Source organism: Pedobacter sp. TM02, assembly GCF_059705275.1.
The window spans coordinates 376,814-400,910 of the sequence record NZ_AP046530.1 but is presented as its reverse complement, the minus strand read 5'-3'; the positions used below and the strand labels follow the sequence as shown (position 1 = coordinate 400,910).

The following is a 24,097-nucleotide window of genomic DNA, read 5'->3' as shown; positions in this document are numbered from 1 at the left end:
TAAAAAAAAAGCGCCCCGGATGTCCGGGGCGCTTCTAGTATATTTTGGCTTCAGTTATACCACTAGCATCTCCCCATCCGGTGTTTTTCCGGTTGTTGAAGTAATAATGGTAATAATTGAAGAGTTAAAAATCATGTTGTTGTCTTGGTGTATCTTGTACACCGTAAAGTAGGAGATTATTTTTTGCAATGTCAAGGGTTTTTGCAAATTTTTTTTCAAATTTTTTGATTTTTAGGTGTTTAGCATTTTGGGCTCGCCGTTTTTAAGGCCAAATGCAAAATCGGATAAGGCTTGCCCATGCCGTCGGTTTCGCTTCTTTTTATGGTTTCAAAGCCAAAATGCTCGTAAAAGCCAAAAGCCTGCTGGTTGTCTTCGTTCACGTCTACATGCGTTACCCCAAAATGGCCAATCGCCTCGCGCAACAATAGCTTGCCTACCCCTTTGCCATGCGCATTGGGATGTACAAACAGCATTTCGAGGTGATGTGCCGCAATACCCATAAAGCCCTGCAGGCGGCCTTCGGCATCTTTGGCCACATACAAATCAACCGCATCAAAATATTGGTCAAAAATGAGCTGCTTAAACAGCTGCAGGTCGTCTTCCTTTAAAAAATGATGGGTGGCACGAACAGATGCCTCCCAAATGGCAATCAGTTCGGGATAATCGTGTTTAACAGCCGGTTCAATTAAATATTTCGATTTCATCGGTTTATCCTTCATCTGCAAAGCGAAAATAAGGCATTTAGCTACAGGCCTGCAAAATTTCCTTACCTTTACGCTTCAATATGCAGGGATTAGTTATCAAATCGACCGGAAGCTGGTACCAGGTTTATGCCGAAGACGGCCAAACCTACGATTGCCGCATCAAAGGCAAGTTCAGGATCAAGGGCATACAAACCACCAATCCGATTGCCGTAGGCGACAAGGTAGATTTTGAGCTCGAGCCCAATGCCGAAACCGGCGTTATAGACCGCCTGCACGACCGCAAGAACTACATCATCCGCAAATCCATCAACCTGTCCAAGCAGGCGCAGATCATCGCGGCCAATCTCGACCAGGCTTTTCTGATCGTTACACTGGCCTCGCCACGTACCTCGCTGGGCTTTATCGACCGCTTTTTGGTTACCTCCGAAGCCTACGACATTCCCACCTCGCTGGTGTTCAACAAGCTCGACCTGTTTAGCCCAAGGGGCCTGGAAATATTGGCCGAGTACAAGGCCATTTACGAAAACATCGGCTATCCGTGCTACGAGGTTTCGGCGCTAAAAGGCACCCATGTAGACCAGATCAAGGATTTGCTCAAAGACAAAACCACCCTCTTTTCGGGCCACTCTGGCGTGGGCAAGTCGAGCCTCATCAATGCCATTTTGCCGGGCTTCGACATCAAAACGGGCGAAGTTTCTGAATGGAGCGACAAGGGCCAGCACACCACCACCTTTGCCGAAATGCATGCCCTGCCTTTTGGCGGCTACCTTATAGATACGCCGGGCATACGCGAACTGGGCATTGTTGATATTGAGAAGGAAGAGCTGAGCCACTTTTTTGTAGAAATGCGCGACCGTTTGAACCAGTGCCGCTTTAACAACTGCCGCCACATTAATGAACCGGGCTGCGCCGTAATCAGGGCCGTAGAAGCGGGCGAAATAGAGCCCAGCCGCTACGAAAGCTACCTGAGCATTTACCACGGCAACGATACGCGGGCTTGAGGAAAGTCCAAAGACTAAAGCGTAACGACCAAAAAAGCAGGTTCAAATCAAAGCGGTGCCTTAAAGCCTGTGCGCCTATGTTGCCGCCAAACGCGCTAAAACTATCTTCTGGCCGTAGCGCTCCTTAAAAAATCGCGCAGGTAGCTGCATTCGGCAACAGCCGTTTTGTAGAACGGTGTTTGGGCATAGCCGGCCTTAAGCTCCCTAAAGTAAGGGTTGCCTATATTCTTCGCAATGAAGCCCCGCTGCCTTGCCTCGTAATCATTAGTGTACCAATTGACAAAGCCGATATTAACAATCCTTTTCTGCTCGCATTTGGCCAGCATAAACGTACACTTGGCCCTAAAGTTGGCATCGGTACTCAGCGCCCTTGCCTTTAGGTACCAGGCCTTGGCGGTTTGGGCCAGCTTAAAGTCGGCATCGTAAGTGTACGCTGCCGGATCGTAGTTGGCGTAGCTGCTCCAGTCGTAGCTGATCAGAAACCAGGCATTGCCGTAATAGCCCGTTTGGTAAACGCCGTTGGCCATCTTAAAATAATACGATGCGGCGTTTTTCTTGTCGCTCACAATAAGCTGCTGCAGGCGCAGCATTTCTTGGGCAAAGCTCTTCTTGTTGTAGCGCTTTGTTTTCGAAACATACTGTTTCGGATAATCGTTAAAGGTGGTATTGAACGGATTGGCATACAGTATCTGGTCGCTGTACCAGTTGCTGGGCTCAAACAGCGCATAGTTTTTATCGAGCTTGTTAAACCAGGCCAAGGCCTTTGCATATTGGTGCGTACGCAGGTAAACGGTGCCGCACAGCTCGTAAAAATCGTCGCTGTTCAGCTGCTGGAAACCGTTGGCCAATAGCCCATCCAGATTGTTGGCGGGTGCCGTTTTCCTGATGGTGGCCAGGGCCTCTACGCCTTTTGGCCCCAGATAGTTGCGCCAAAAAGAAATGGTTTGCCAGCTTAGGCCAGACAGCTTCATGTTTTTTGGGGGCTTTACAAACAAATCGCCCTTTAGCATGGCCAGGGCCGCCCTGGCCGTATCGCCCATTTTGATATAGGCCGGCGCCAGCAGCTGCTGGTAAAAGTTGCGGGTGGTTGTGGTAAAGCGCTGCTGCCCGCCATATTCAATAGCCGAGAAATCGTCTTGCCGATGCCGCGTGTTTTCTGCATACCTCTTCTCGTCTAGCCATTGCAGTACCGGCAGCAGGCTGTTTGGGTTAAAGGCGCTCCCCTTTTTGATTTTGGAGGCCTCGCATAAAAGCGTTACTATGCGGATCTGGTCGCGCAGGCGTGCCGATAGCGTCGCCCCAGGCCTGATTTCCTGCAGGTACAGCTGGGCCTGCAGGGGCTTGCCTTCCATCCACGACAGGTAGGCGGCTGTTACGGTGCCCAATTCGGGTTCGGGATATTTTTTTTCGGCAGCCAGCTTCAGGGCAAAGGCCTTAACCCTGGCCAGGTAATTTAAATGGACACGTTTTAGACTATCGGCCGATTGTTTATCGTTGCCCCAATACCTGTCGAAAAAATCTTTCGAATACTTGCTCCTTTCAATCAGGTCTTTTTCAAGCTTGCTTACTTCGCGCACCAGCAAGGCTCCGCTAAGCTTGCTGGCCGGCACATAACGGTAAACCTGCTGCAGGCTTTCCAATTGAAAGTCGGGGTTGCCAAAGCTGGCAATGGCCAGCACGTTTGCCTTTTCTTCGTCGCTTTTGGCATAGCCAAGCACCTCGTTTACCTTGGGACTGGTATAGAAATAATTTTTGTAGGCCTGTACGCGCCTTTCGGGATTGCTGGCAAAAACCTTCGAATAGAGAAATGCCGCCTCTGCCGGCCTGCCCGAATAGCGCACCGCACCCGCATAAATTGCCGTTGCCCAGCCCTTGGCGGCGCTGTTTGTTTTGATGGGGCCGATCAGTTTCTCGTAGGACAACCTGCTGTCGGCATAGTTTTTGGCATAATGAAACAGGCGCTCGGCCTGGTAGGCATACCGCAGCTTCAAAAAATCGTCCCTGCCCGCCTTATCGGCAAGCGCCAAAGCTTCCTTCGCTTTTTTGATCATCAGCACGCTGTCTCTAACCGCAGGATCCCAGGCATCGGCCTCAATTACAGTAAAAGGTTCGCAGCTTTTGGCGAAGGTATAATAGGCCCCGGCTTTAGGGTTTTTGGACAGGGCCTGCCAAAAGGATGTATTGGCTAGGCTATCGGTAGCGCCATACATTTCGTTGTACACATCTTCTTTTTTGGCCTTCAGGTAGCTGGCCCACTCGGCACTGTTGATGTCGGCTTCGCTAACCACCTCTTCTTCGCTGTAAAGGGGCAGCATGCTGTTAAAGGAAAACGGGGCATACTCATCGCCCTGCACATTGTTGTGGAAATAGGAGATGTAGTAATCGTAGGGATCTTGCTCGGGCCCGCAGGCCAGATTGACGGCAATTTCGCCAAAGAAAACGCCAAGGAAGCTAACGCAGCAAATCGCCGATTTTTTCCAGTTCATGGGCAGGGTGGTTTTTAAGGATGGCACTGTCTAAATGATAGAACACTAAATTAAGGGGTTTTTCGGATAAATAACGCGACAAATATTGCGCCACTTCGCGTACCTGGGCGGGCTTGCTTTCTTCGTATCTGATTTCGTCGTTCTTTTTGAGGCCAAACTGGGGCAGGTCGGTCTTTGCCTGGTACAAACCTTCGGCATCAAAACCAAACAGCGCGGGGTTTTTCAGATCGGTCGGCGCCAAGCGTTTGGATATGCCGATGTACTGGCCGTTCCTAAAGGCCACCGCCCAGCCAAACAGCGGCAGGCCTACATCAATAGGCATGGGATAATAGCCCAGGTTTTTACCTGCATATTTTTGCAGTTCGGCTACCTCCAAAATAGAGTTCTGTTTGCCGTATTTGCGCAAATTGCCCATGTTATAGCACATGAGCAATACCTTGTTTACTGGTGGTATGCCCATACCCGCCTGGTTTTTGAGCTGGTGCAGGCGCAAGGTGGCCGAAAGTGTTATGCCCTTGTTGAGCTTGGCCATTTCGGTTAAAAACATAAAATAGGAGGCTTTGGTACTTGCAGTCCAGTCGCAGTCGAGCTGAAGCTCGCCATAGCCCTTTTTGCCCGCCTGCCCTACTTTACCTTTTACAAAGCGCATTACATTGGCCGCAAGCTGCCTTACCTGTGCTTCGCTTTTGTTTTTAAACACGTCGTTAACGATAAAGACCACAGGTACGATGTCCAGGCTGTCGGGAAGCCGTTCGGCAAAGCTGATGGGCGCAACCGGAATCGGCTCGTTTTGCTCATCAACGTCCATGATACGTACATAGAGTTTTCTGCTGCGCAGCTGCTGCAGGTACCTGCTTTCGTCGGCATTTTGTTTGTAAACCGTTTTCCAGTAGTAGAAAGTGGTGTTTACTTCTCTTTTTTGTTGGCAGCCGATTAGCAGAATTATCAAAAACAGTATATACTTGTATCGCATAAGCTAAATTAGTATTTAAATCTAACATGAGAGCAGTAATACAACGCGTAACGCAGGCCAGCTGCACGGTAAACAATGAGGTTACCGGCGCGATAGAAAACGGCTTTTTGGTTTTGCTGGGCATTGAAGATGCCGATACGCAGGAAGACCTGGAGTGGCTGGCGCAGAAGATAGCCAACATGCGCGTTTTTGGCGACGAAAACGGCCTGATGAACAAGGCCCTGGCCGATATTGGCGGCAACATCCTGCTCATTAGCCAGTTTACCCTGTTTGCTGCCACCAAAAAGGGCAACCGCCCCGGCTTTACCCGTGCCGCCCGGCCCGACAAGGCCATCCCCCTGTACGAGGAAATGATCAAACAGCTGGGCCAGCTGATAGGCAAGCCCGTGCAATGCGGCATTTTTGGAGCCGATATGAAAATCAGCCTGCTTAACGACGGGCCGGTAACCATCATCATCGATACCAAAAACAAGGAATAGCCCGGCAAACCCACATCCGTGTGTAACACCGGCCAGCTTTAGCCGTCAAAAAAACAACTCTAAACCCCATCAAGCCCATGGCAAACCCGGCTACAAAAAACAAGGAACGCTTAATATTGCTGGCCTTCTTGCTGCTTAAACTCGTTTTGTCTTACGTGTTGGTCAACAGTGTTTACGAACTGCACCGCGACGAGTACCTGCATATTGACCAAGGCAGGCACCTGGCCGCCGGCTTTACCTCGGTGCCACCGCTCACCTCGCTTTTTTCTTGGCTTATCCAGGCCCTGGGCAATGGTTTTTTTATAGTCCGCCTGTTTCCGGCACTTTTCGGCATGCTCACCATTGCCTATTGCTGGAAAACCATCGACCTTTTAAAGGGCAACCTGCTGGCCAAGTGCCTTGTAGCAGTGGCGCTCATCTGTTCGTCGCTCTTAAGGCTCAACACGCTTTACCAGCCCAACTCTTTTGATGTATTGGCCTGGACGGCCGCCTTTTATTACCTGTTGCGCTATTTTAACTGCAGCCAACCCAAATACCTTTACTTTTTTGCCGTAACTATTGCCTTGGGCTTCCTGAACAAATACAACATCCTGTTCTTAATAATGGGTTTGTTGCCAGCCATAATCATAACGCCGGGCAGAAAGGTTTTTGCCGATAGGCATTTTTATTTCGCCCTGCTTTTAGGCTTGGCCATGGTGCTGCCCAACCTCGTTTGGCAGGTAGGCCACCAGTTTCCTGTACTGAAGCATATGCAAGAGCTGCAGCGCACCCAACTGGTACATGTAAGCCGCTTCGGTTTCCTCATTAGCCAGCCCCTGTTTTTTATCAGTTCTATTTTTGTACTGCTGGCTGGCTTAGTTGGCCTTTTGCTGTACAAGCCGTTTAGGCCATACCGATGGGTGTTGCTTGCCTATATATTTACGATGGCCGTTTTTACCTTCTTCAGGGCCAAAGATTACTATGCCTTGGGCCTTTATCCTATCTTGCTGGCCTTTGGCGCTGCCTTTTTGGGGCAGTGGCTGGCCAAGCGGCGCGTACTGGGCACCAGTTTGTTTGTGTTTAACATCGGTTCTTTTGTGTATCTGCTGCCCCTCATTATGCCTGTTTATTCGCCGGCACAAATCGTGGCGCACCACAAGCGTTTTGAAAGGGTGGGTTCGCTACGCTGGGAAGACGGCAAGAACCACCAGTTGCCACAAGACTATGCCGACATGCAAGGCTGGAAAGAGCTGGCCCAACTAACCGATAGTGCCTATGCCCTGGTAAAAGACAAGGATGGCCTTTTGGTGCGCGCCGATAACTACGGACAGGCAGGCGCCATCAATTATTACTCTAAATACAAGAACATCAAGGCGGTGGCCTACAATGCCGATTATTTATACTGGTTTAACCTGGATAAGCCCATCAAAACCATGATCATGGTAACCGGCTACCACGACGAAGATCCGCTCAGAACCAGAGAAAAACCTTATTTTGCAAAAATCACCAAGATTGGCGAGATTAAAAATCCTTATGCCCGCGAGCGGGGTGCAGGTGTATTTTTGCTCGAAGGTGCCACGGCCGAGGTTACGCCCATCATTAAAAGAGAAATAGAAGAAGAAAAGCAATGACGATAAACGAAGCACAGGAAACGGTAGACCAATGGATCAAGACCACGGGCATCCGCTATTTTAACGAACTGACCAATACGGCCATCCTGATGGAGGAAGTGGGCGAAGTGGCCCGCATTATGGCCCGCAAATACGGCGAGCAGTCGTTCAAAAAAAGCGACGAGGAAGTGAACCTGGCCGACGAAATGGCCGATGTATTGTTCGTACTCATCTGCCTGGCCAACCAAACCGGCATAGACCTGAACCAGGCACTGGTTAAAAACCTGGAAAAGAAAACCATCCGCGATGCCGACAGGCACAAGAACAATGAAAAATTGAAGTAGTTTGTTGGATGGTTGGTTGATTAGTTAGTTGGTTGGTTGGTTTTTTAGTGGTTCGGTAACGAAGGCTGTTTGGCCTAATCCTTATTTCGTAATTACCGATGGATCAATCAACCTGTTCTCTACCGGCAACCCACTCACAACCGAGAACCCGCAACCCGTAACCGAAAACCCATAACCAAAAAAAAGCCCGCTGCTTGGCAACGGGCTTTTTTTGATCTACAATACCGCTCGTATCTTCTGGGCCGCTGCGGCCAGCTCGTCTTGTGAGGGTCTTAGTTTTTCTTTGGCAAAGTTCATATCGCTCACGTTGTTCATGGGAATGAGGTGGATATGTGCGTGGGGCACTTCGAGGCCGATAACCGCCACCCCTACTTTTTTGCAGGGAAAGGCTTTTTTAACGCCCACCGCCACCTGCTTGGCAAACAGCATCAGCTTGGCATAGGTTTCGTCTTCAATATCGAAAATGTAATCCACTTCCTTTTTCGGGATTACCAGCACATGGCCCATTACCAAAGGGCTTACGTCTAAAAAGGCCAGAAAGTCTTCGTTCTCTGCCACTTTGTGTGCCGGAATATCGCCACTTACGATTTTAGAAAAGATGCTCATATCAGGATATTTTAGATTTGCGATTTTAGAATTACGATTTAGATTGAGGATTTGAACCTTAAGCTTACCTCGATATCTCTAGGATTTCGAATTCTATTTTGCCTGCAGGCACCTGGATTTCGGTCTTGTCGCCCACCGATTTGCCTAATAAACCCTGCGCAATTGGTGATTTTACCGAAATCTTTCCGGTTTTAAGGTCAGCTTCGCTTTCGGCTACCAACTGGTAGGTCATGGTGGCGCCGTTCTTCACGTTTTTAATCTTAACGATAGAGAGGGCCAACACCTTCGAGGTATCTAATTTCGATTCGTCCAACAGGCGAGAATTGGCCAGGGTGGCTTCCAATTTGGCTATTTTGGCTTCGTGCAGGCCCTGCGCCTCCTTGGCGGCATCGTATTCGGCGTTCTCAGACAAATCGCCCTTATCGCGGGCTTCGGCAATGGCCTTTGCAATAGCCGATCTTCCTTCGGTTTTTAACTGGTGAAGTTCTTCTTTAAGTTTTTCTAATCCTTCTTTGGTATAATAAGTAATCTCTGCCATAACACTATTTCTTTTGCTTTAGTCTCTATAAAAAACAAACAAGACTATATTGGCCTCGGCCTCCATAGTCTTGCTGTGATTAAAACGAAGATATAAGGCAATTTTTATAAAAGCAAATATTTTAATCGAAAAAACAATCGCTCGACAATTGACCTTCTATTTTGCTACCTTAGTTCATTAATTAGCTTATTAATCTAAACTGAAATGAAAAAACTGATACTGGGCACTTTGTTGCTGGCCTGTTCATCGGCTGTTTTTGGCCAGGAACTGTACATGCCCCGCAACATTAAAGCGGCCTACGAAAAAGGCACGCGCGCCATGGATGGCAAACCCGGCAAAAACTACTGGCAGAACCATGGCAAGTACAATATGGAAATCAGCGTTAACCCCGATACCAAGGTGGTAAGTGGCACCGAAAGCATCGAATACAGCAACAATAGCCGCGATACGCTCAAAACCATCACCATCCGCTTCGTCAACAACCTGCACAAGCCAACCTCATCGCGGGGCTCTAATGTATCGCCCGATTTTTTGAGCGAGGGGCTCACCATTACTTCCTTCAAAATTAACGGCGAAACTTATAACGTCAATGCCAAAAACTGGGGCACTACCGGCGATGTTCGACTGAAAGCACCTTTGCTGCCCGGCCAGAAAGCCATGCTGAACATCGACTGGAACTATCCGCTATCCAAAGAAAGCGGCCGCGAGGGACAGATCAACCCCACCACCATGTTTGTGGCTTACAGCTACCCGCGCGTTTCGGTATACGACGACTATAACGGCTGGGACCGCGTTCCGCATACCGACCGCCAGGAGTTCTACAACGATTTCAATGATTACACTTTCGCCATCAAGGCACCTAAAAACTATATCGTTTATGCCACCGGCGATTTGCTGAACCCCGACGAGGTATTGCAGCCCGAATTTGCCGCACGCCTCAAAAAATCGTACACCAGCGACGAGGTTATCCATATTGCCAACGAGCAGGAAGTAAAAGAAGGCAAAGTTACCCAGCAAAACGACTGGAACACCTGGAAATTTATGGCCAATAACATTGTTGATGTTTGTTTCGGACTGAGCAGCACCTACATTTGGGATGCCGGCAGCGTGGTGGTCGATTCGAAAACCGGCCGCAGAACCAGCACCCAAGCCGCCTACGATGTAAAGGGCACCGACTTTGTAAACTCGGTTAAATTTAACAACTATGCCTTGGCGTGGTTCTCTAACAACTGGCCAGGCGTTCCTTATCCTTTTTCGAAAATGACGGCATTTCAGGGCTTTGCCGATATGGAATACCCGATGATGGTAAACGACTCGCAAACCGGCGACATGAAATTTGCCCAACTGGTGCAGGACCACGAAATTGCGCATACTTATTTTCCGTTTTACATGGGCATTAACGAAACGCGCTATGCCTTTATGGACGAAGGTTGGGCTACCACCCTCGAATATTTGATCGGCATTGCCGAACATGGCAAAGAATCGGCCGATAATTTTTATAAGAGTTTTAGGGTAAACAACTACATCAGGGATAAATCGGGCGAAGAAGACCAGCCGATCATTACCATGTCTACCCAGGTATCGGGCGCAGGCTATGGCAACAACTCTTATGGCAAGGCTTCGTTGTCGTACCTGGCATTGAAAGACTTGCTTGGCGACGATTTGTTTAAAAAAGCACTGCACCATTACATGGACAACTGGAACGGCAAGCATCCTATTCCTTGGGATTACTTCAATTCGATGAACAGCGGTTCGGGCCAAAACCTGAACTGGTTTTTCCAAAACTGGTTTTTCACCAACAATTACCTCGACCTAAGGTTTGTCGAGGTTAAGAAAACTCCGGGCCCGCTACAGTTCCGTATAGAGAATGTGGGTGGCTTTGCCATTCCGTTTGATGTTATTCTTACGTTTGAGGATGGCTCTACCAAAAAAGAGCATTTTACGCCAGCCTTCTGGAAAGCAGGCAAATCGGGCACGGTTAAGATGGTTGCCGGCAAGCCGGTAAAATCGATCAAGATCGACAACGGTATTTTTGTAGATGCTACTCCAGCCGATAATATCTGGACAGCGAAATAAAGCATACCGTCTGATAAACACTAGCCATAAAAAAAATCCCGAAGCAAGCTTTCGGGATTTTTTTTTATGATTAAACCGTTCTTTTAATTACTCGTTAATAGCCGTACAGCTGGCCCGATGCTTTACCGGAAAGTTAAGCGAGTTGGCAATAAAGCACATTTTGTTGGCTTCTTCGTGCAGGGCATTAGCCAGGTCTTTTTGGGCCGCATCAGAAATCACCACCTCGGGTTGCAGCAACACTTCCTTAAACTGGCCGCTGCCATCGGCATTTTCTATCATTAGGCCCGCCGCATTATCTCTATATTCCAGCACCACGATTTCGTTTTTGGAACACAGGTGCAGGTACCACAACATGTGGCAGGAAGAAATAGACGACAGCAAAAGATCTTCGGGGTTGTATTTGGTCTTATCGCCCAAAAAAGCAGAATCGGAAGAGCCCGCAATAGGCGTTTTGCCCGCTATCGAAACCACAAAATCGCGGTCGTACGAGCGGTAGTCCATTGTGCCAGACCCTTTGTTTCCTGTCCAAACCAGTTCGGTTTTATATTGATGTTCCTTTGCCATGTCTTTGAGATTTGAGTATTAAGATAAGAGATTTAAGCCCTTATTTGCAAATTAAAAACGCTGAATCGACAGCAGGTTATGGCAATTTAAGGAATTATAAGCGTATTTCCTTGAGTTTTTCGACGAGTACTTCCGAAATTTTACGGTACGAATCGAAAGTCCACCCGGCTACATGGGGCGTTAAAATCACTTGGTCTGATTCGCGCAGCTCGGTATACCATGGCTGCGCAGCTAGTGCCGGAAACTTTTCTGTTTCGAGCACATCCAATCCGGCGCCAATAATTTTTCCAGTCCTGATATTATTCAACACTGCCTGTGTATCGACAATTTCGCCCCGAGCGGTATTGATCAGAAAGATGGGTTTTTTAAAATGGAAAAAATACTCGTCGTTTACCATTTGCCTGGTTTCGGCGGTAAGCGGAATATGCAGGCTCAGCACATCGCTCTGCCTAACGATTTCTTCCATGCTTACTTCTTTGGCATAGTTATCGGTAAAGCCGGTTTTATATTTGTCGTAAGCCATTACCTCAACTTCAAAACCTGCCAACTTTCTGGCCATTTTTTGGCCCATAAAGCCATAACCGATCAGGCCAACGGTTTTGCCTTTCAGCTCGTAGCCACGGTTGCCTTCCCTATCCCACACGCCATTGCGCACCTGCTGATCGGCTTTGCGAAAATTATTCATCAGCGCCAGCAACAGACCTACGGCATGTTCGCCCACGGCATCGCTATTGCCTTCTGGTGCATTGATCAGTTTGATGTTTCTTGCTTTGGCCACTGCCTCGTCAATATTGTCTAGCCCTGCACCCGCACGAGCTACAAATTTAAGCTGAGGCGCCACATCCAACAGTTCTTGGTCTATCCTAAATTTGGTACGCACGGCAATACCCACATAATCTTTAATGATGGCTAGAGTTTCGGCACGTGTAATCAAGGGCAGGTCGTCAACTTCGAAGCCAAGAGTCCTGGCCTGTTCGGCAAATAGGGGATGGAGATCGTCTACAATTAAAATTTTTGGTTTCATGGCTTAAGAAGCAAGCATTAGTTGGCTCAGGTGTTGGGTTAGTTCAATAAAATCGGCTACGCTCAATTGTTCGGCGCGCTTATCAAAAAACGGATGCTGGTCCATCTGTTCTTTTTTGATGGTACCCGACAAGGCGTTGCGCAAGGTTTTGCGGCGCTGGTTGAACCCGGCTTTTACCGTACGCCAAAATAGCTTTTCATCGCAAGGCAGGGTCTCGGTTTGGTTTCTGCTTAAGCGGATTACCCCCGAATTAACCTTAGGCGGCGGGTTAAAAGTGCCCGGCTTTACGGTAAACAGGTAGTCGATATCGTAATAAGCCTGGATCAGCACACTGAGGATACCGTACTCTTTGGTGCCCGATTTGGCCGCGCAGCGTTCGGCCACCTCTTTCTGGAACATGCCTACCATTTCTACCACGTTAGCACGATGTTCGAGAATCTTGAACAAAATTTGCGAAGAAATATTGTAGGGAAAATTACCAATTACGGCAAATTTGCCCGGAAAAATAGCCGTTAAGTCGAGTTTCAGGAAATCGCCGTTAATGAGCCTATCGCCCAATTGCGGGTATTTTTGCTGCAAAAAGTGATAAGATTCTACATCGATGTCGATCAAAAAAGTTTCAAGGTTTTCCCTTTCCAGTAGAATATCAGACAAGATGCCCATGCCCGGTCCTACTTCCAATACTTGGCGATACTGGTTGGTATGGACAAGGCCGTTTACAATCTTTTCGGCTATCTTTTTATCGGTTAAGAAATGTTGCCCTAAATGTTTTTTTGCTTTTACTAAACTCATTTTCTCGATTTTTACCGCTAAGCCCACAAAGGTAAGGTTTTATGACGCAATAATTCAGGAGAATGCATCGGCTTTGGTTTCATAAATCCGGCTATTCCATTATTTTGAACCATCAAGGCGTGAGGTTTCATTAATGAAGTTATTTCAGGAGTTTTTAAATAATCTATGGCTCGTTACTTTACCACCTAAGGCACCTGAGTACTCCTAAGGGTTAATTGCTTTAGCCTTATGCCAGCTTGGCTCCAATAAAACCATTTTACTTAGCGACACTAAGGGTTCTTAGGTGGTAAATATATTTGCCAAGGCGTTTATAACCTAACCTCAGACACCTAAGCTCATCTAAGCGTTGGAAAATCTTTTACTTAACATACAACTTGACACTTATGCTTAATATACTGTGATTACGGTCAGAAAACCCGGCAATCTTTGTGGTTAACCATTATAATCGCTAATTTGCGCTAAATTCTTTTTGATAAGCATGAGCGACAAAGTTAAAATAGGCATCAGCATAGGAGACGTAAATGGAATAGGTTTAGAGGTAATCTTAAAAACCCTGGCCGAGCAGAAAATACTAGATTACTGTACCCCAATTGTTTACGGGCATACCAAGGTGGCTTCGTTTCACCGCAAATCTTTGCACATGAACGATTTTGCCTTCAACGTAATCGGCAGTGCCGACGCTGCCAACCCCCGCAAGGCCAACATGATCAACTGCTGGGAGGAAGATGTAAAAATTGAACTTGGCCAAGCCAACGAAACCGGTGGCAAGTATGCATTATTGTCGCTGCAAAAGGCAACCGACGATTTGCTGAGCGGTGCAATCGATGCCTTGGTAACCGCTCCCATCAACAAAAACAACATCCAATCAGAGAACTTCAACTTTCCGGGCCATACCGAATACCTGCAAGAACGCAGTGGCAGCAACGATGTACTGATGTTCCTGATTAGCGATAGCCTGCGCGTAGGCGTAGTGACCGGCCATATCCCTGTGAAAGAAGTACCACAGGCCATTACCCAAGAAAAAATCGTAAAAAAACTACAGCTCATCAACGATAGCCTGAAAAAGGATTTCTGGATAGAAAAGCCGAAAATAGCCGTATTGGGCCTTAACCCTCATGCCAGCGACAATGGCTTGCTGGGCAAAGAAGAACAGGAAATTATCAGTCCGGCCATCCAAGCGGCTTTCGACAAAGGCATTATCTGTTTTGGCCCTTATCCGGCCGACGGCTTTTTTGGCAACGGTACCTACAAGCAGTTCGATGCGGTGTTGGCCATGTACCACGACCAAGGACTTATTCCTTTTAAAACCATCGCTTTTAGCACCGGCGTAAACTATACAGCCGGATTGAAGTTTGTACGCACCTCGCCCGACCATGGCACAGGCTACGATATTGCCGGCAAAAACCTGGCCGACCCAACTTCTTTTATGGAAGCGCTTTTTGCCGCCATCCATATTGTGAAGCACCGCAGGGAACAGGAAGCCATGCTGGGCAACCAATTAAAAACAGGTGGCAAAATCATTGAAACTGCAGCCGACGTGAAGGATGATGCGAATTAACCTCTTAAACTTACATCTATTTGATTAATCGCTCTCCATTAAATGCCAAGTTATGCTTTACGGTGCTTACCGTTTTAGCCGGCCTTTATTTTTCGTTTGGCTTTGGCAGGCAACCGGTCTTAAAACCCTCTAAAACAAATCATCAACCAACTGTTCCAAAAAGAGGGTTCACTAAAAAAGCCTCTTTTAAATCCACTCTCCCGTCTTTTTGCTCGGCCGTTCTCAGCGGGAACACTTGCGTTGGCAGTACCTTAACCTTAAACAGCAGTGATCCTGTTGCTTCCATATCCTGGTTGTTGGATGGAGTTTCCGTACTTGACCAAGCCATCAATAAGCAGAACAACGGGCAAGTGGTTGCAGGCGGCAATGGAACCGGAAATGCAGCCAATCAGCTTTATAATCCAAACCGACTTTTTGTTGATCAGGAAGGCAACATGTACATTCCCGACATGGCCAACAACAGGATCCAAAAATGGACGTCTGGAGCCACATCGGGAACAACCATTGCTGGTGGCAATGGAACTGGCAATGCACCTAATCAATTTAATAGGCCAACCGCAGTTACAGCCGATGCTTTGGGAAATATTTATGTGGCCGATCAAAACAATTCTCGCATACAAAAATGGAGTGTTGGCGCAACTTCAGGCGTTACGGTTGCTACTTCATTAAACACACCTACCGGAATTTGCCTGGACGCTGCCGGCAATTTATACGTATCTGAGCAAAATGGCCAATGTATACGGAAATATACAAATGCAACCGGAACAGGTGTAATTGTTGCTGGCGGAAATGGCTACGGAAGCTCTTCGAACCAACTTGCTAGCCCTACCGGCATCTTTGTAGACAACAAAAACAATCTTTATATCTGTGATACGGACAATTCGAGAATCCAAAAATGGGTTATTGGGGCCAGTTCAGGCACTACGGTTGCCCGTATCAGCGGTAATCCGCTCGGGGTTTATGTTGATGGCACCGACAATATCTACATTACCGACTATACTGGGTTTAGCGTACAAAAATGGCCTTCTGGCGCAAGCAATGGCACCATTATAGCAGGTGGCAACGGACAGGGAAGCAATCCTAATCAGATTACACCTGCTGGTGTTTGGATGGATAAATATAATAACCTCTACGTTTCCGACTTTTTAAATGGGCGAATCATCAAGTTTTCTAATATTTATACTGGAACCTATACCGCACTTAAGGCGGGAACTTATACGGCCAAAATCACAACGACCTCCGGCTGCATTGCAATATCAAATGCTATCGTTGTACAAAACAATGCGACGCCCAAAATAACAATTTCATCGAACACCACAGTTGCTTGTAGCCAATTTGGACCTACTTTTACAGCTTCGATAGCAGATGGAGGCGCCAACCCAACTATACAATGGAAGGTGAACAGTGTAGCTGTACCAAACGCCAATGCCACTTCGTTTGCTGCATCGGGCTTAAAGGCCGGCGATTTAGTAAGCTGCGAAGTGATTAATAATGATATATGCGTAATCAATGCCCTAGCTTTGAGTAATACAATTGCACTTATTACTCCAATAGAAAGTCCAACGGTTAGCATCGATCTCGACCGCAATAATGTTTGCCAAGGCGCTAAACTTACTTTTACGGCTACCGCAACCAATGCCGGCACATCTCCTTCATATCATTGGAAAATCAACAATGTTGCCTTGCCAAGTGCCACAGGCAATGTTTTCGAAAGTACTGATCTAAACGACAACGACGAGGTGAGTTGCGAAATAAACAGCGATGCCCAATATTGTCAAGCCACAGCAATTGCAAGCAGCAATATCGTAAGAGTTAAAGTAAATCCAATCTTAACGCCAAGCATCGCTATTGTGGCAGATCAAACCAAGATTTACGAAAACACCAATGTTACATTTCGTGCCAACACGACCAACGAAGGAACTAGCCCTACTTACCAATGGTTTGTTAATGGCTACCCGACCGGATCTGACAATAGTACATTTACGACCAATTCTTTAAAAGATGGCGATGAAATAAACTGCCTACTAAACGTCAGCACCTTATGCACAAGCTCCAACACAGTCGTTTCTAATACTTTGATCATAACCGTAATCAAAGTCATTAAAGTAGTCCCATCAAACACCTTTACGCCGAATGGTGATGGCGTTAACGATTTATGGACAATAGAGGAGCTTAAAAGTTTCCCTAAATGCAAAGTACAGGTCTTCAACAGAAACGGCACGGAAATCTACAACTCAATTGGCTATGCAAAGCCTTGGGATGGCACTTACAAAAACAAAATATGCAATCCCGGGGTATATTATTACGTCATTAATTTAGATGGCGATAAAATTATTTCGGGAAGCCTGACCCTCTTAAAATAGTGTATTTTCGGAATATAAGGCTTAAATTTGCTTAAGCTTAACCCCCAACCTATGCAACACCAAACCTCACCAATTATACAGCCTGCCGAACTGCTTGCATTAGCCAACGATCCAAACTTGGTCTTGATCGATGCCAGCGCGGGTTCTAAAGCCAGGTATGACGAAAAGCATTTAAAAGGCGCCTTATATATCGACCTGAATACCGATCTGGCTGATATTAAAGCCGACTATGCCGATGGTGGCAGGCACCCCCTGCCTACTACCGATCAGTTTGCAACGGTTTTGGGCAAATTCGGAATTTCGCCAAGCAGCCATGTGGTGATTTATGACGACAAAAACGGATCCAACGCCGCTGCGCGTTGCTGGTGGATGCTGAAAGCCATAGGCCATCCGAAAGTACAAGTGCTTAACGGAGGATTTAATGCGGCTATCGAAGCAGGCTTGGCCACGAGCAACCAAACAGAAACAGCAAAAGAAACAGGCAAATACCCTATTGGGAACTGGAATTTAACCCAGGCCGCCCTTAGCGAAGTAGAAGAAGCCAGCAAAAACGGCAAGCAATTGATTATTGACGTGAGAGACGCCAATCGTTATGCCGGACTTACCGAACCCATCGATCTAATAGCGGGCCATATTCCGGGGGCGGCCAATATTCCTTTTACCGAAAACCTCGACAGCAATGGCTGGTTTTTGGCACCCGACGTTTTAAAGGCAAAATACGAAAAAGCCTTAACCGGTTTTGGTGCTGCGCAAACCATTGTACATTGTGGATCTGGTGTAACTGCCTGCCATACCTTACTGGCCATGGCCTATGCCGGCTTGCCTATTCCTAAACTCTATGTAGGTTCGTGGAGCGAATGGTCGAGAAACGACAAAGAAATGGTGCTCGCGCCGAAGGGCTAGCTTGCAGCCGATAGTTAGCAATTGCTATGGACTAATCATCTTCATTTAATCATCCAACAATTCAACATATCGTTCCCAAACGTAAGCCAGCCGTCCAACCAGCTAATGCCCAATGAACTATTGAACAAACGAACCGCACTCTATTTTGCAAAAATATTTCTCTTTAAATAAAATTCTTTCTACCTTTGCAGGCTAAAATTTAGTTACAATTGAAAGCGTTAAAACAATTTTCAATCCCGTTTACTGGCTTGAAACTGGGCAAGCACCAGTTCGAGTTCGAGATTGACAAAAGCTTTTTTGATGCATTTGAGTACTCTTTGGTAAAAGATGGAGCACTTAAAGCCACAGTTGAGCTAGATAAACAAGAAACGATGCTGCTATTAGATTTCCACGTCTGGGGAACGATACAGCTGAATTGCGACAAATGTTTATCTGAGTTTGCCCAGCCAATTGAACTGAAGGAGAGGCAGATTGTAAAATTTACCGAAGACGAAGGAGAAAGCGATGATTTAGACATCATCATCCTTCACAAAAAGGAAAGCGCTATCGATGTTTCGGAATCGATTTACGAATTCATTACCGTGGCGGTTCCCTACATTAACAGTTGTGCGCAAGCCGGACAGGAATGTGATCAGCAAATGCTGGCCACTTTAGACAAACTATCGGGCGAAAGCACAACGCCAGAAGAAGAACAAAACGACGACCCACGTTGGGCCGCCTTAAAAAAATTAAAATAAATAATTAAACAAATCAGCAATGGCACATCCAAAACGCAAGGTTTCTAAACAAAGAAGAGACAAAAGAAGAACTCACTATAAAGCAGTAGCACCTTCTTTGACCACATGCCAAACTACTGGTGCTGTACACTTACCTCACCATGCGTACAATGTTGACGGCAACTTGTACTACAACGGCAAATTAGTTATAGAAAACACTTCGATAGGTTAATTTTCTGAAAAATTTTTGTGCTTTCCATTGGTTTAAGTTTTAACTTAGACTGATAGAATTAAAAGCGTTTAGCTTAACCGCACAAAAGATTTTTTACTATGAAAATAGGTCTCGATATTATGGGCGGAGACTATGCTCCTAAAGCAATTGTTTTAGGAGCAATAGCGGCCCATCAATCCCTTACTCCCGATCAGCATTTGGTGCTTATCGGAGATACCCAGCAGATTAAACCTCTACTCGCCGATCAAGGATTCAATCCTGATCACTTCGAATTTGTACACACCGACGAAGTGATTGGCATGGGCGAACATCCCACGAAGGCCATCCTTCAAAAACCAAATTCAAGCATAGCTGTAGGCTTTCAACTCTTAAAAGAAGGCAAAATCGATTCATTTGCAAGCGCAGGCAACTCTGGCGCCATGCTGGTTGGCGCCGTTTTTAGCGTTAAAACCATTCCTGGCATTATCCGTCCTTGTTTATGCACCATCGTGCCCAAGCTTAAAGGCGGCACAGGTTTGCTGCTAGACGTTGGCGCCAATGCCGACTGCAAGCCCGATACGCTTTTGCAATTCGGCATACTCGGCAGCCTTTATGCCGAAAACGTGATGCAGATCGAAAAGCCCAAAGTGGCCCTGATGAATATTGGCGAAGAAGACGAAAAAGGCAATATGCTTTCGCTGGCCACCTTTCCTTTGATGAAAGAAACCGAACTTTTCAACTTTGTTGGCAATGTGGAAGGCCGCGATTTGTTTAACGACAAGGCCGATGTAATTGTTTGCGACGGTTTTACGGGCAACGTGATGCTGAAACTGGCAGAATCGTTTTATGTGCTAACCATCAAAAAAGGATTGAAAGACGAGTTCTTCGACCGTTTCAATTACGAAAACTACGGCGGAAGCCCGGTTTTGGGCGTCAATGCACCTGTATTGATCGGTCATGGAATTTCGAGCCCAGAAGCTGTAAAAAATATGATTTTTCAATCCAGAGACATGATCACTACCGGACTGGTAGGCAAAATACAAGCTGCATTCCAATAATTTAAACTTAACACAATGAATAAAATTCACGCTGCTATTACTGCGGTTCACGGTTATGTTCCAGATTATATCCTTACCAATCAGGAACTGGAAACCATGGTTGACACAAACGACGAATGGATTACGACGCGAACGGGCATTAAGGAGCGAAGAATATTAAAAGGCGAAGGTCTTGGCACTTCTGATATGGCTGTGGAGGCTGTAAACGGCTTGCTTAAAAAGAGAGGGATTACGGCCGAAGAAATAGACCTGATCATTTTCTGTACAACCACCCCCGATTTTACATTTCCGGCTACAGCCAACGTGCTGGCCGATAAAATAGGCGCCAAAAATGCCTGGGGCTACGACCTGCAGGCCGCCTGCTCGGGTTTTATTTATGGCTTAACCACCGGCTCGCAGTTTATCGAGGCGGGCAAACACAAAAAAGTATTGGTAGTTGGTGGCGATAAGATGTCGGCCATTATCAATTATGAAGACCGTGCTACCTGCATTATTTTCGGCGATGGCTGCGGTTGCGTACTGCTTGAGCCGAATGAAGAAGGCCTGGGCATACAAGATTCGATCTTAAGGTCTGATGGTTCCGGCGGCAAATACCTGGGCATGAAAGCCGGCGGTTCTGTAAAACCAGCTTCGCACGAAACCGTTGATGCCAAAGAGCACTTTGCACACCAGGAAGGACAAACCGTATTTAAATTTGCCGTAACCAATATGGCCGATGTAGCCGCCGAAATCATGGAGCGCAACAGCCTGACTTCTGACGATGTGGCTTGGCTAGTGCCACACCAAGCCAACAAACGCATTATCGATGCCACCGCTTCGAGAATGGGCGTTGGTTCTGAAAAGGTAATGATCAACATCGAGCGTTACGGAAACACTACTAACGGCACTATCCCGCTTTGCCTGTGGGAATGGGAAAGCCAACTCAAAAAAGGCGACAACATTATCTTGGCAGCTTTTGGCGGAGGCTTTACCTGGGGCTCGGTTTACCTGAAGTGGGCCTACTAATTAGTCGATAGTCTTTTAGTCGATAGTCCATAGTCAAATTTACCCACCATGGACCATCAACTATACACTATTAACTATAGGCGATTTGCTATTAAAAATAAAACAAAAAAACTATAACTTAGTTAATTCATAAGACACCAATTTTTTTAACATAACAACGAAAGAATGGATATTAAACAAATTCAGGAACTCATCAAATTTGTTTCTCGTTCGGGGGTAAACGAAGTGGCGATTGAGCAAGAAAACTTCAAAATTACCATCAAAACCAACCAGACACCTGTTTACGTAAACGCAGCGTTACCTGCGCCAGTGGCGGCCGCACCTGCAGCGCCTGTAGCAGCACCTGTGCAACCAGCAGCAGAAGCAAAAGCACCTAGTGCACAAGCCACTGAGGACACCTCGAAATACATTACGGTAAAATCGCCAATGATCGGTACCTTCTACCGCTCGTCTAGCCCCGATAAGCCAGTTTTTGTAAATGTTGGCGACGAAATTAGCGCCGGCAAGGTAGTTTGCATTATCGAGGCCATGAAATTGTTTAACGAAATTGAAAGCGAAGTTTCAGGACGCATCGTTAAAGTATTGGTTGATAATGCTTCGCCGGTTGAATACGACCAACCTTTATTCTTAGTAGAACCTATTTAATCGTAGTGTCCAGATAAGGGACAAAAGATACTGAGCAAAATTTTGTTGCGCTTTACATGTCTGCAATCTCTTATCTCAAATATAAAAGCATGTTTAAAAAAATATTAATTGCCAACAGGGGCGAAATCGCTTTGCGTATTATCCGTACCTGTAAGGAAATGGGCATAAAAACCGTTGCGGTTTACTCTACAGCTGATCGGGAGAGCTTGCACGTACGTTTTGCCGATGAGGCTGTTTGTATAGGTCCGCCACCAAGTAAGGATTCTTACCTGAGCATCCCTAATATCATCTCTGCGGCAGAGCTGACCAATGCCGATGCCATCCATCCGGGTTATGGCTTCTTGTCTGAAAACGCCAAGTTTTCGTCGGTTTGCCGCGATTACGGAATCAAATTTATCGGCGCTACGCCAGAGCAGATCAACAGCATGGGCGATAAATCATCGGCCAAAGAAACGATGAAGAACGCTGGCGTACCCACCATTCCAGGTTCTGAAGGCTTGCTGGAAAGTGTAAAAGACGGCATCAGGATTGCCAACGAAATGGGTTACCCTGTTATCTTAAAAGCTACTGCCGGTGGCGGCGGTCGTGGGATGCGCATTGTGTGGAAAGATGAAGATTTTGAAGCCGCTTGGGACAGCGCCCGTCAGGAATCTGGCGCAGCCTTTGGCAACGACGGCCTTTACCTCGAAAAATACATCGAAGATCCACGCCACATCGAAATCCAAATCATTGGCGACCAATATGGCAAAGCCTGCCACTTGTCTGAAAGGGATTGCTCTATTCAGCGCCGTCACCAGAAATTGGTAGAAGAAGCTCCTTCTCCATTTATGACACCAGAATTGCGTCAAAAAATGGGCGAAGCCGCCATTAAAGGCGCCTTGGCCGTAAACTACGAAGGCGCTGGTACCGTAGAGTTTTTGGTCGACAAACACCGCAACTTCTACTTCATGGAAATGAATACCCGTATCCAGGTAGAGCATCCGGTAACCGAAGAAGTGATCAACTTCGATTTGATCAAAGAACAAATCAAAGTTGCCGCTGGCATTCCGATTTCGGGCAAGAATTACATGCCTGATATGCATGCCATCGAATGCCGTATCAATGCCGAAGATCCTTTCAACAACTTCAGGCCTTCGCCAGGCAAGATTACCAACTTCCACTCGCCGGGTGGACATGGTGTACGCGTTGATACCCACGTATATGCGGGCTATCAAATTCCGCCTAACTACGATTCGATGATTGCCAAACTGATTTGTGTGGCCCAAACCCGCGAAGAGGCAATCTGTACCATGGAGCGTGCCTTGAGCGAATTTGTGATCGAAGGAGTTAAAACCACCATCCCGTTCCATTTGAAACTGATGAAAGACCCTAACTTTAGGGCGGGCAACTTTACCACCAAATTCATGGAAACATTCGAATTCTCAGAATAAAAAGGATTATGTCCAAATAATTTAATCTTTTTATAGATTTAAATCGTAAATACCATTCTATATCAAACAGAATGGTATTTTTGTTTACAACTATTTTCAATGAGCGACAATAAAGCAAAAGACCTGATCGATTCGATCAAAAACAAAGGGAAAAGCCTAGAGGCAGAGATGTCTTTTTTCGACCATCTTGACGTATTGAGGAAACACCTGTTAAGAGGGCTGCTTGTAGTAACCATCCTAACTTGTTTTGCCTTCTATTTTTCCGATTTCATTTGGGCCGACATCATCATGATGCCAAAAAACCCAGCCTTTTGGACGTATCGCATGATGTGTAAGCTTTATGAAATGTTTCCTTCAGTAATTGGCAAGGAGTTTTGTATCCAAAAAATCGATGCAAAAATCATCAACACCGAAATGTCGGGCCAGTTTACTTTGCAAATGAACTCTTGTATTACTGCTGGTATCATTTTGGGCATCCCCTATTTGTTGTTCGAAATCTGGTTGTTCATTAAACCCGCCTTGTTAGAAGCCGAGCGCAAATCGGCCAGAGGCTTTGTATTTTTTGCCTCTGTTTTGTTCTTCTTGGGCGTACTTTTTGGATATTACATCATCTGTCCGCTTTCCATCAACTTCTTGATCAATTTTACTGTTGATCCGAGCATACAAAATACCTTCACCATTGATTCTTATTTGTCAACGGTACTGACCCTGACTTTAGGAACGGGTATTATTTTTCAGTTGCCGGTTGTCATCTTCATCCTTTCGAAACTTGGTGTAATGACCCCTAAGTTCATGCGCAAGAGCAGAAGATATGCGGCCATTTTGATTTTGGTGATTGCCGCCGTGGTTACACCTACTGCCGATCCGTATACCATGATGATCGTTGCCCTGCCTTTGTTCCTGCTTTACGAATTGAGCATCATGATTTCGGCCAATATTGAAAAGAAAAAGCTAAAGGCAGAAAAAGAACTCTATAAAGCTTAGCCTTGAGCCACAGGTGAACAGTTTTTATAAGCAAGGCCAACATCCGGC

25 protein-coding genes are annotated in these 24,097 nt (G+C 46.4%); 15 read left to right on the top strand and 10 right to left on the bottom strand.

Annotated features, from left to right (window positions below):
* Window positions 1-54: 54 nt before the first annotated feature.
* Both AC6H1S_RS01765 and AC6H1S_RS01760 read right to left on the bottom strand, forming a co-directional pair.
* Window positions 55-189 carry a hypothetical protein gene (locus AC6H1S_RS01765; protein ID WP_255530651.1) on the bottom strand — a complete coding sequence of 45 codons (135 nt, stop codon included), beginning with the start codon at window positions 187-189 and terminating at the stop codon, window positions 55-57.
* Window positions 190-239: 50 nt separating this feature from the next.
* A complete protein-coding gene (locus AC6H1S_RS01760) occupies window positions 240-704 on the bottom strand; it encodes an acetyltransferase (protein WP_497564903.1) in 465 nt (154 codons plus the stop codon).
* A gap of 80 nt (window positions 705-784) precedes the next feature.
* On the opposite strand from AC6H1S_RS01760, the gene rsgA reads away from it, so the two are divergent.
* Complete coding sequence (gene rsgA / locus AC6H1S_RS01755) at window positions 785-1,705, top strand: ribosome small subunit-dependent GTPase A (RefSeq protein WP_497564902.1); 921 nt, start codon at window positions 785-787, stop codon at window positions 1,703-1,705.
* Between the two features lie 101 nt (window positions 1,706-1,806).
* Here the strand turns inward: rsgA and AC6H1S_RS01750 are convergent, their stop codons facing one another.
* Both AC6H1S_RS01750 and AC6H1S_RS01745 read right to left on the bottom strand, forming a co-directional pair.
* Complete coding sequence (locus AC6H1S_RS01750; RefSeq protein WP_497564901.1) at window positions 1,807-4,191, bottom strand: hypothetical protein; 2,385 nt, start codon at window positions 4,189-4,191, stop codon at window positions 1,807-1,809.
* Complete coding sequence (locus tag AC6H1S_RS01745) at window positions 4,157-5,140, bottom strand: hypothetical protein (RefSeq protein WP_497564900.1); 984 nt, start codon at window positions 5,138-5,140, stop codon at window positions 4,157-4,159. The genes AC6H1S_RS01750 and AC6H1S_RS01745 overlap by 35 nt, the downstream gene beginning before the upstream one ends.
* Window positions 5,141-5,190: 50 nt before the next feature.
* On the opposite strand from AC6H1S_RS01745, the gene dtd reads away from it, so the two are divergent.
* The 3 genes from dtd (at window position 5,191) to AC6H1S_RS01730 (ending at window position 7,576) form a co-directional block, all read left to right on the top strand.
* Window positions 5,191-5,643 carry a D-aminoacyl-tRNA deacylase gene (dtd, locus tag AC6H1S_RS01740; protein ID WP_497564899.1) on the top strand — a complete coding sequence of 151 codons (453 nt, stop codon included), beginning with the start codon at window positions 5,191-5,193 and terminating at the stop codon, window positions 5,641-5,643.
* Between the two features lie 77 nt (window positions 5,644-5,720).
* A complete protein-coding gene (locus AC6H1S_RS01735; protein WP_497564898.1) occupies window positions 5,721-7,253 on the top strand; it encodes a glycosyltransferase family 39 protein in 1,533 nt (510 codons plus the stop codon).
* On the top strand, window positions 7,250-7,576 hold the full coding sequence (locus tag AC6H1S_RS01730; RefSeq protein ID WP_199140483.1) for a nucleotide pyrophosphohydrolase: 327 nt from the start codon (window positions 7,250-7,252) through the stop codon (window positions 7,574-7,576). The genes AC6H1S_RS01735 and AC6H1S_RS01730 overlap by 4 nt, the downstream gene beginning before the upstream one ends.
* A gap of 216 nt (window positions 7,577-7,792) precedes the next feature.
* On the opposite strand, the gene AC6H1S_RS01725 is transcribed toward AC6H1S_RS01730, so the two are convergent.
* Together AC6H1S_RS01725 and greA are read right to left on the bottom strand one after the other, a co-directional pair.
* Window positions 7,793-8,182 (bottom strand): HIT family protein, encoded by a 390-nt coding sequence (locus tag AC6H1S_RS01725; RefSeq protein WP_497564897.1) that lies wholly within the window; start codon window positions 8,180-8,182, stop codon window positions 7,793-7,795.
* A 64-nt stretch (window positions 8,183-8,246) separates the two neighbouring features.
* Window positions 8,247-8,720, bottom strand: coding sequence for a transcription elongation factor GreA (gene greA, locus AC6H1S_RS01720; RefSeq protein WP_199140487.1), 474 nt, complete (start codon window positions 8,718-8,720; stop codon window positions 8,247-8,249).
* A 204-nt stretch (window positions 8,721-8,924) separates the two neighbouring features.
* Here greA and AC6H1S_RS01715 point away from each other — a divergent pair, with 204 nt between their 5' ends.
* The gene (locus AC6H1S_RS01715; protein ID WP_497564896.1) at window positions 8,925-10,796 is read left to right on the top strand and encodes a M1 family metallopeptidase; all 1,872 of its coding nucleotides are present in this window, start codon (window positions 8,925-8,927) and stop codon (window positions 10,794-10,796) included.
* Window positions 10,797-10,883: 87 nt separating this feature from the next.
* Here AC6H1S_RS01715 and AC6H1S_RS01710 read toward each other — a convergent pair whose 3' ends face one another.
* The 3 genes from AC6H1S_RS01710 to rsmA form a co-directional block, all read right to left on the bottom strand.
* Entirely contained in the window at window positions 10,884-11,360 is a 477-nt protein-coding gene (locus AC6H1S_RS01710) for an OsmC family protein (protein ID WP_199140491.1), read from the bottom strand.
* Window positions 11,361-11,454: 94 nt separating this feature from the next.
* Complete coding sequence (locus tag AC6H1S_RS01705) at window positions 11,455-12,384, bottom strand: 2-hydroxyacid dehydrogenase (RefSeq protein ID WP_497564895.1); 930 nt, start codon at window positions 12,382-12,384, stop codon at window positions 11,455-11,457.
* 3 nt (window positions 12,385-12,387) lie between these two features.
* Complete coding sequence (rsmA, locus tag AC6H1S_RS01700) at window positions 12,388-13,176, bottom strand: 16S rRNA (adenine(1518)-N(6)/adenine(1519)-N(6))-dimethyltransferase RsmA (protein WP_199140495.1); 789 nt, start codon at window positions 13,174-13,176, stop codon at window positions 12,388-12,390.
* 478 nt (window positions 13,177-13,654) lie between these two features.
* Between rsmA and pdxA the strand changes: the two genes are divergently transcribed.
* Window positions 13,655-14,734: a 4-hydroxythreonine-4-phosphate dehydrogenase PdxA gene (gene pdxA, locus AC6H1S_RS01695; RefSeq protein ID WP_497564894.1), complete on the top strand. Its 1,080-nt coding sequence runs from the start codon at window positions 13,655-13,657 to the stop codon at window positions 14,732-14,734.
* A gap of 142 nt (window positions 14,735-14,876) precedes the next feature.
* Here pdxA and AC6H1S_RS01690 read toward each other — a convergent pair whose 3' ends face one another.
* Window positions 14,877-15,020 carry a hypothetical protein gene (locus AC6H1S_RS01690; RefSeq protein WP_497564893.1) on the bottom strand — a complete coding sequence of 48 codons (144 nt, stop codon included), beginning with the start codon at window positions 15,018-15,020 and terminating at the stop codon, window positions 14,877-14,879.
* A 10-nt stretch (window positions 15,021-15,030) separates the two neighbouring features.
* Here AC6H1S_RS01690 and AC6H1S_RS01685 point away from each other — a divergent pair, with 10 nt between their 5' ends.
* The 9 genes from AC6H1S_RS01685 to tatC all read left to right on the top strand — a co-directional run bounded on the left by AC6H1S_RS01685 (window position 15,031) and on the right by tatC (window position 24,049).
* The gene (locus AC6H1S_RS01685; protein ID WP_497564892.1) at window positions 15,031-17,097 is read left to right on the top strand and encodes a T9SS type B sorting domain-containing protein; all 2,067 of its coding nucleotides are present in this window, start codon (window positions 15,031-15,033) and stop codon (window positions 17,095-17,097) included.
* Window positions 17,098-17,148: 51 nt separating this feature from the next.
* Window positions 17,149-18,000: a sulfurtransferase gene (locus tag AC6H1S_RS01680; RefSeq protein WP_497564891.1), complete on the top strand. Its 852-nt coding sequence runs from the start codon at window positions 17,149-17,151 to the stop codon at window positions 17,998-18,000.
* 209 nt (window positions 18,001-18,209) lie between these two features.
* Window positions 18,210-18,737 carry a YceD family protein gene (locus AC6H1S_RS01675; RefSeq protein ID WP_497564890.1) on the top strand — a complete coding sequence of 176 codons (528 nt, stop codon included), beginning with the start codon at window positions 18,210-18,212 and terminating at the stop codon, window positions 18,735-18,737.
* A gap of 19 nt (window positions 18,738-18,756) precedes the next feature.
* Complete coding sequence (gene rpmF / locus AC6H1S_RS01670; RefSeq protein WP_199140505.1) at window positions 18,757-18,948, top strand: 50S ribosomal protein L32; 192 nt, start codon at window positions 18,757-18,759, stop codon at window positions 18,946-18,948.
* A gap of 98 nt (window positions 18,949-19,046) precedes the next feature.
* Window positions 19,047-19,985 (top strand): phosphate acyltransferase PlsX, encoded by a 939-nt coding sequence (plsX, locus tag AC6H1S_RS01665; RefSeq protein WP_199140507.1) that lies wholly within the window; start codon window positions 19,047-19,049, stop codon window positions 19,983-19,985.
* A gap of 15 nt (window positions 19,986-20,000) precedes the next feature.
* Window positions 20,001-20,990, top strand: coding sequence for a beta-ketoacyl-ACP synthase III (locus AC6H1S_RS01660; RefSeq protein WP_497564889.1), 990 nt, complete (start codon window positions 20,001-20,003; stop codon window positions 20,988-20,990).
* 165 nt (window positions 20,991-21,155) lie between these two features.
* Window positions 21,156-21,635, top strand: coding sequence for an acetyl-CoA carboxylase biotin carboxyl carrier protein (gene accB, locus AC6H1S_RS01655; protein ID WP_199140511.1), 480 nt, complete (start codon window positions 21,156-21,158; stop codon window positions 21,633-21,635).
* 89 nt (window positions 21,636-21,724) lie between these two features.
* On the top strand, window positions 21,725-23,065 hold the full coding sequence (gene accC, locus AC6H1S_RS01650; RefSeq protein WP_199140513.1) for an acetyl-CoA carboxylase biotin carboxylase subunit: 1,341 nt from the start codon (window positions 21,725-21,727) through the stop codon (window positions 23,063-23,065).
* A 99-nt stretch (window positions 23,066-23,164) separates the two neighbouring features.
* A complete protein-coding gene (gene tatC / locus AC6H1S_RS01645; protein WP_199140515.1) occupies window positions 23,165-24,049 on the top strand; it encodes a twin-arginine translocase subunit TatC in 885 nt (294 codons plus the stop codon).
* The last annotated feature ends 48 nt before the right edge of the window (window positions 24,050-24,097 follow it).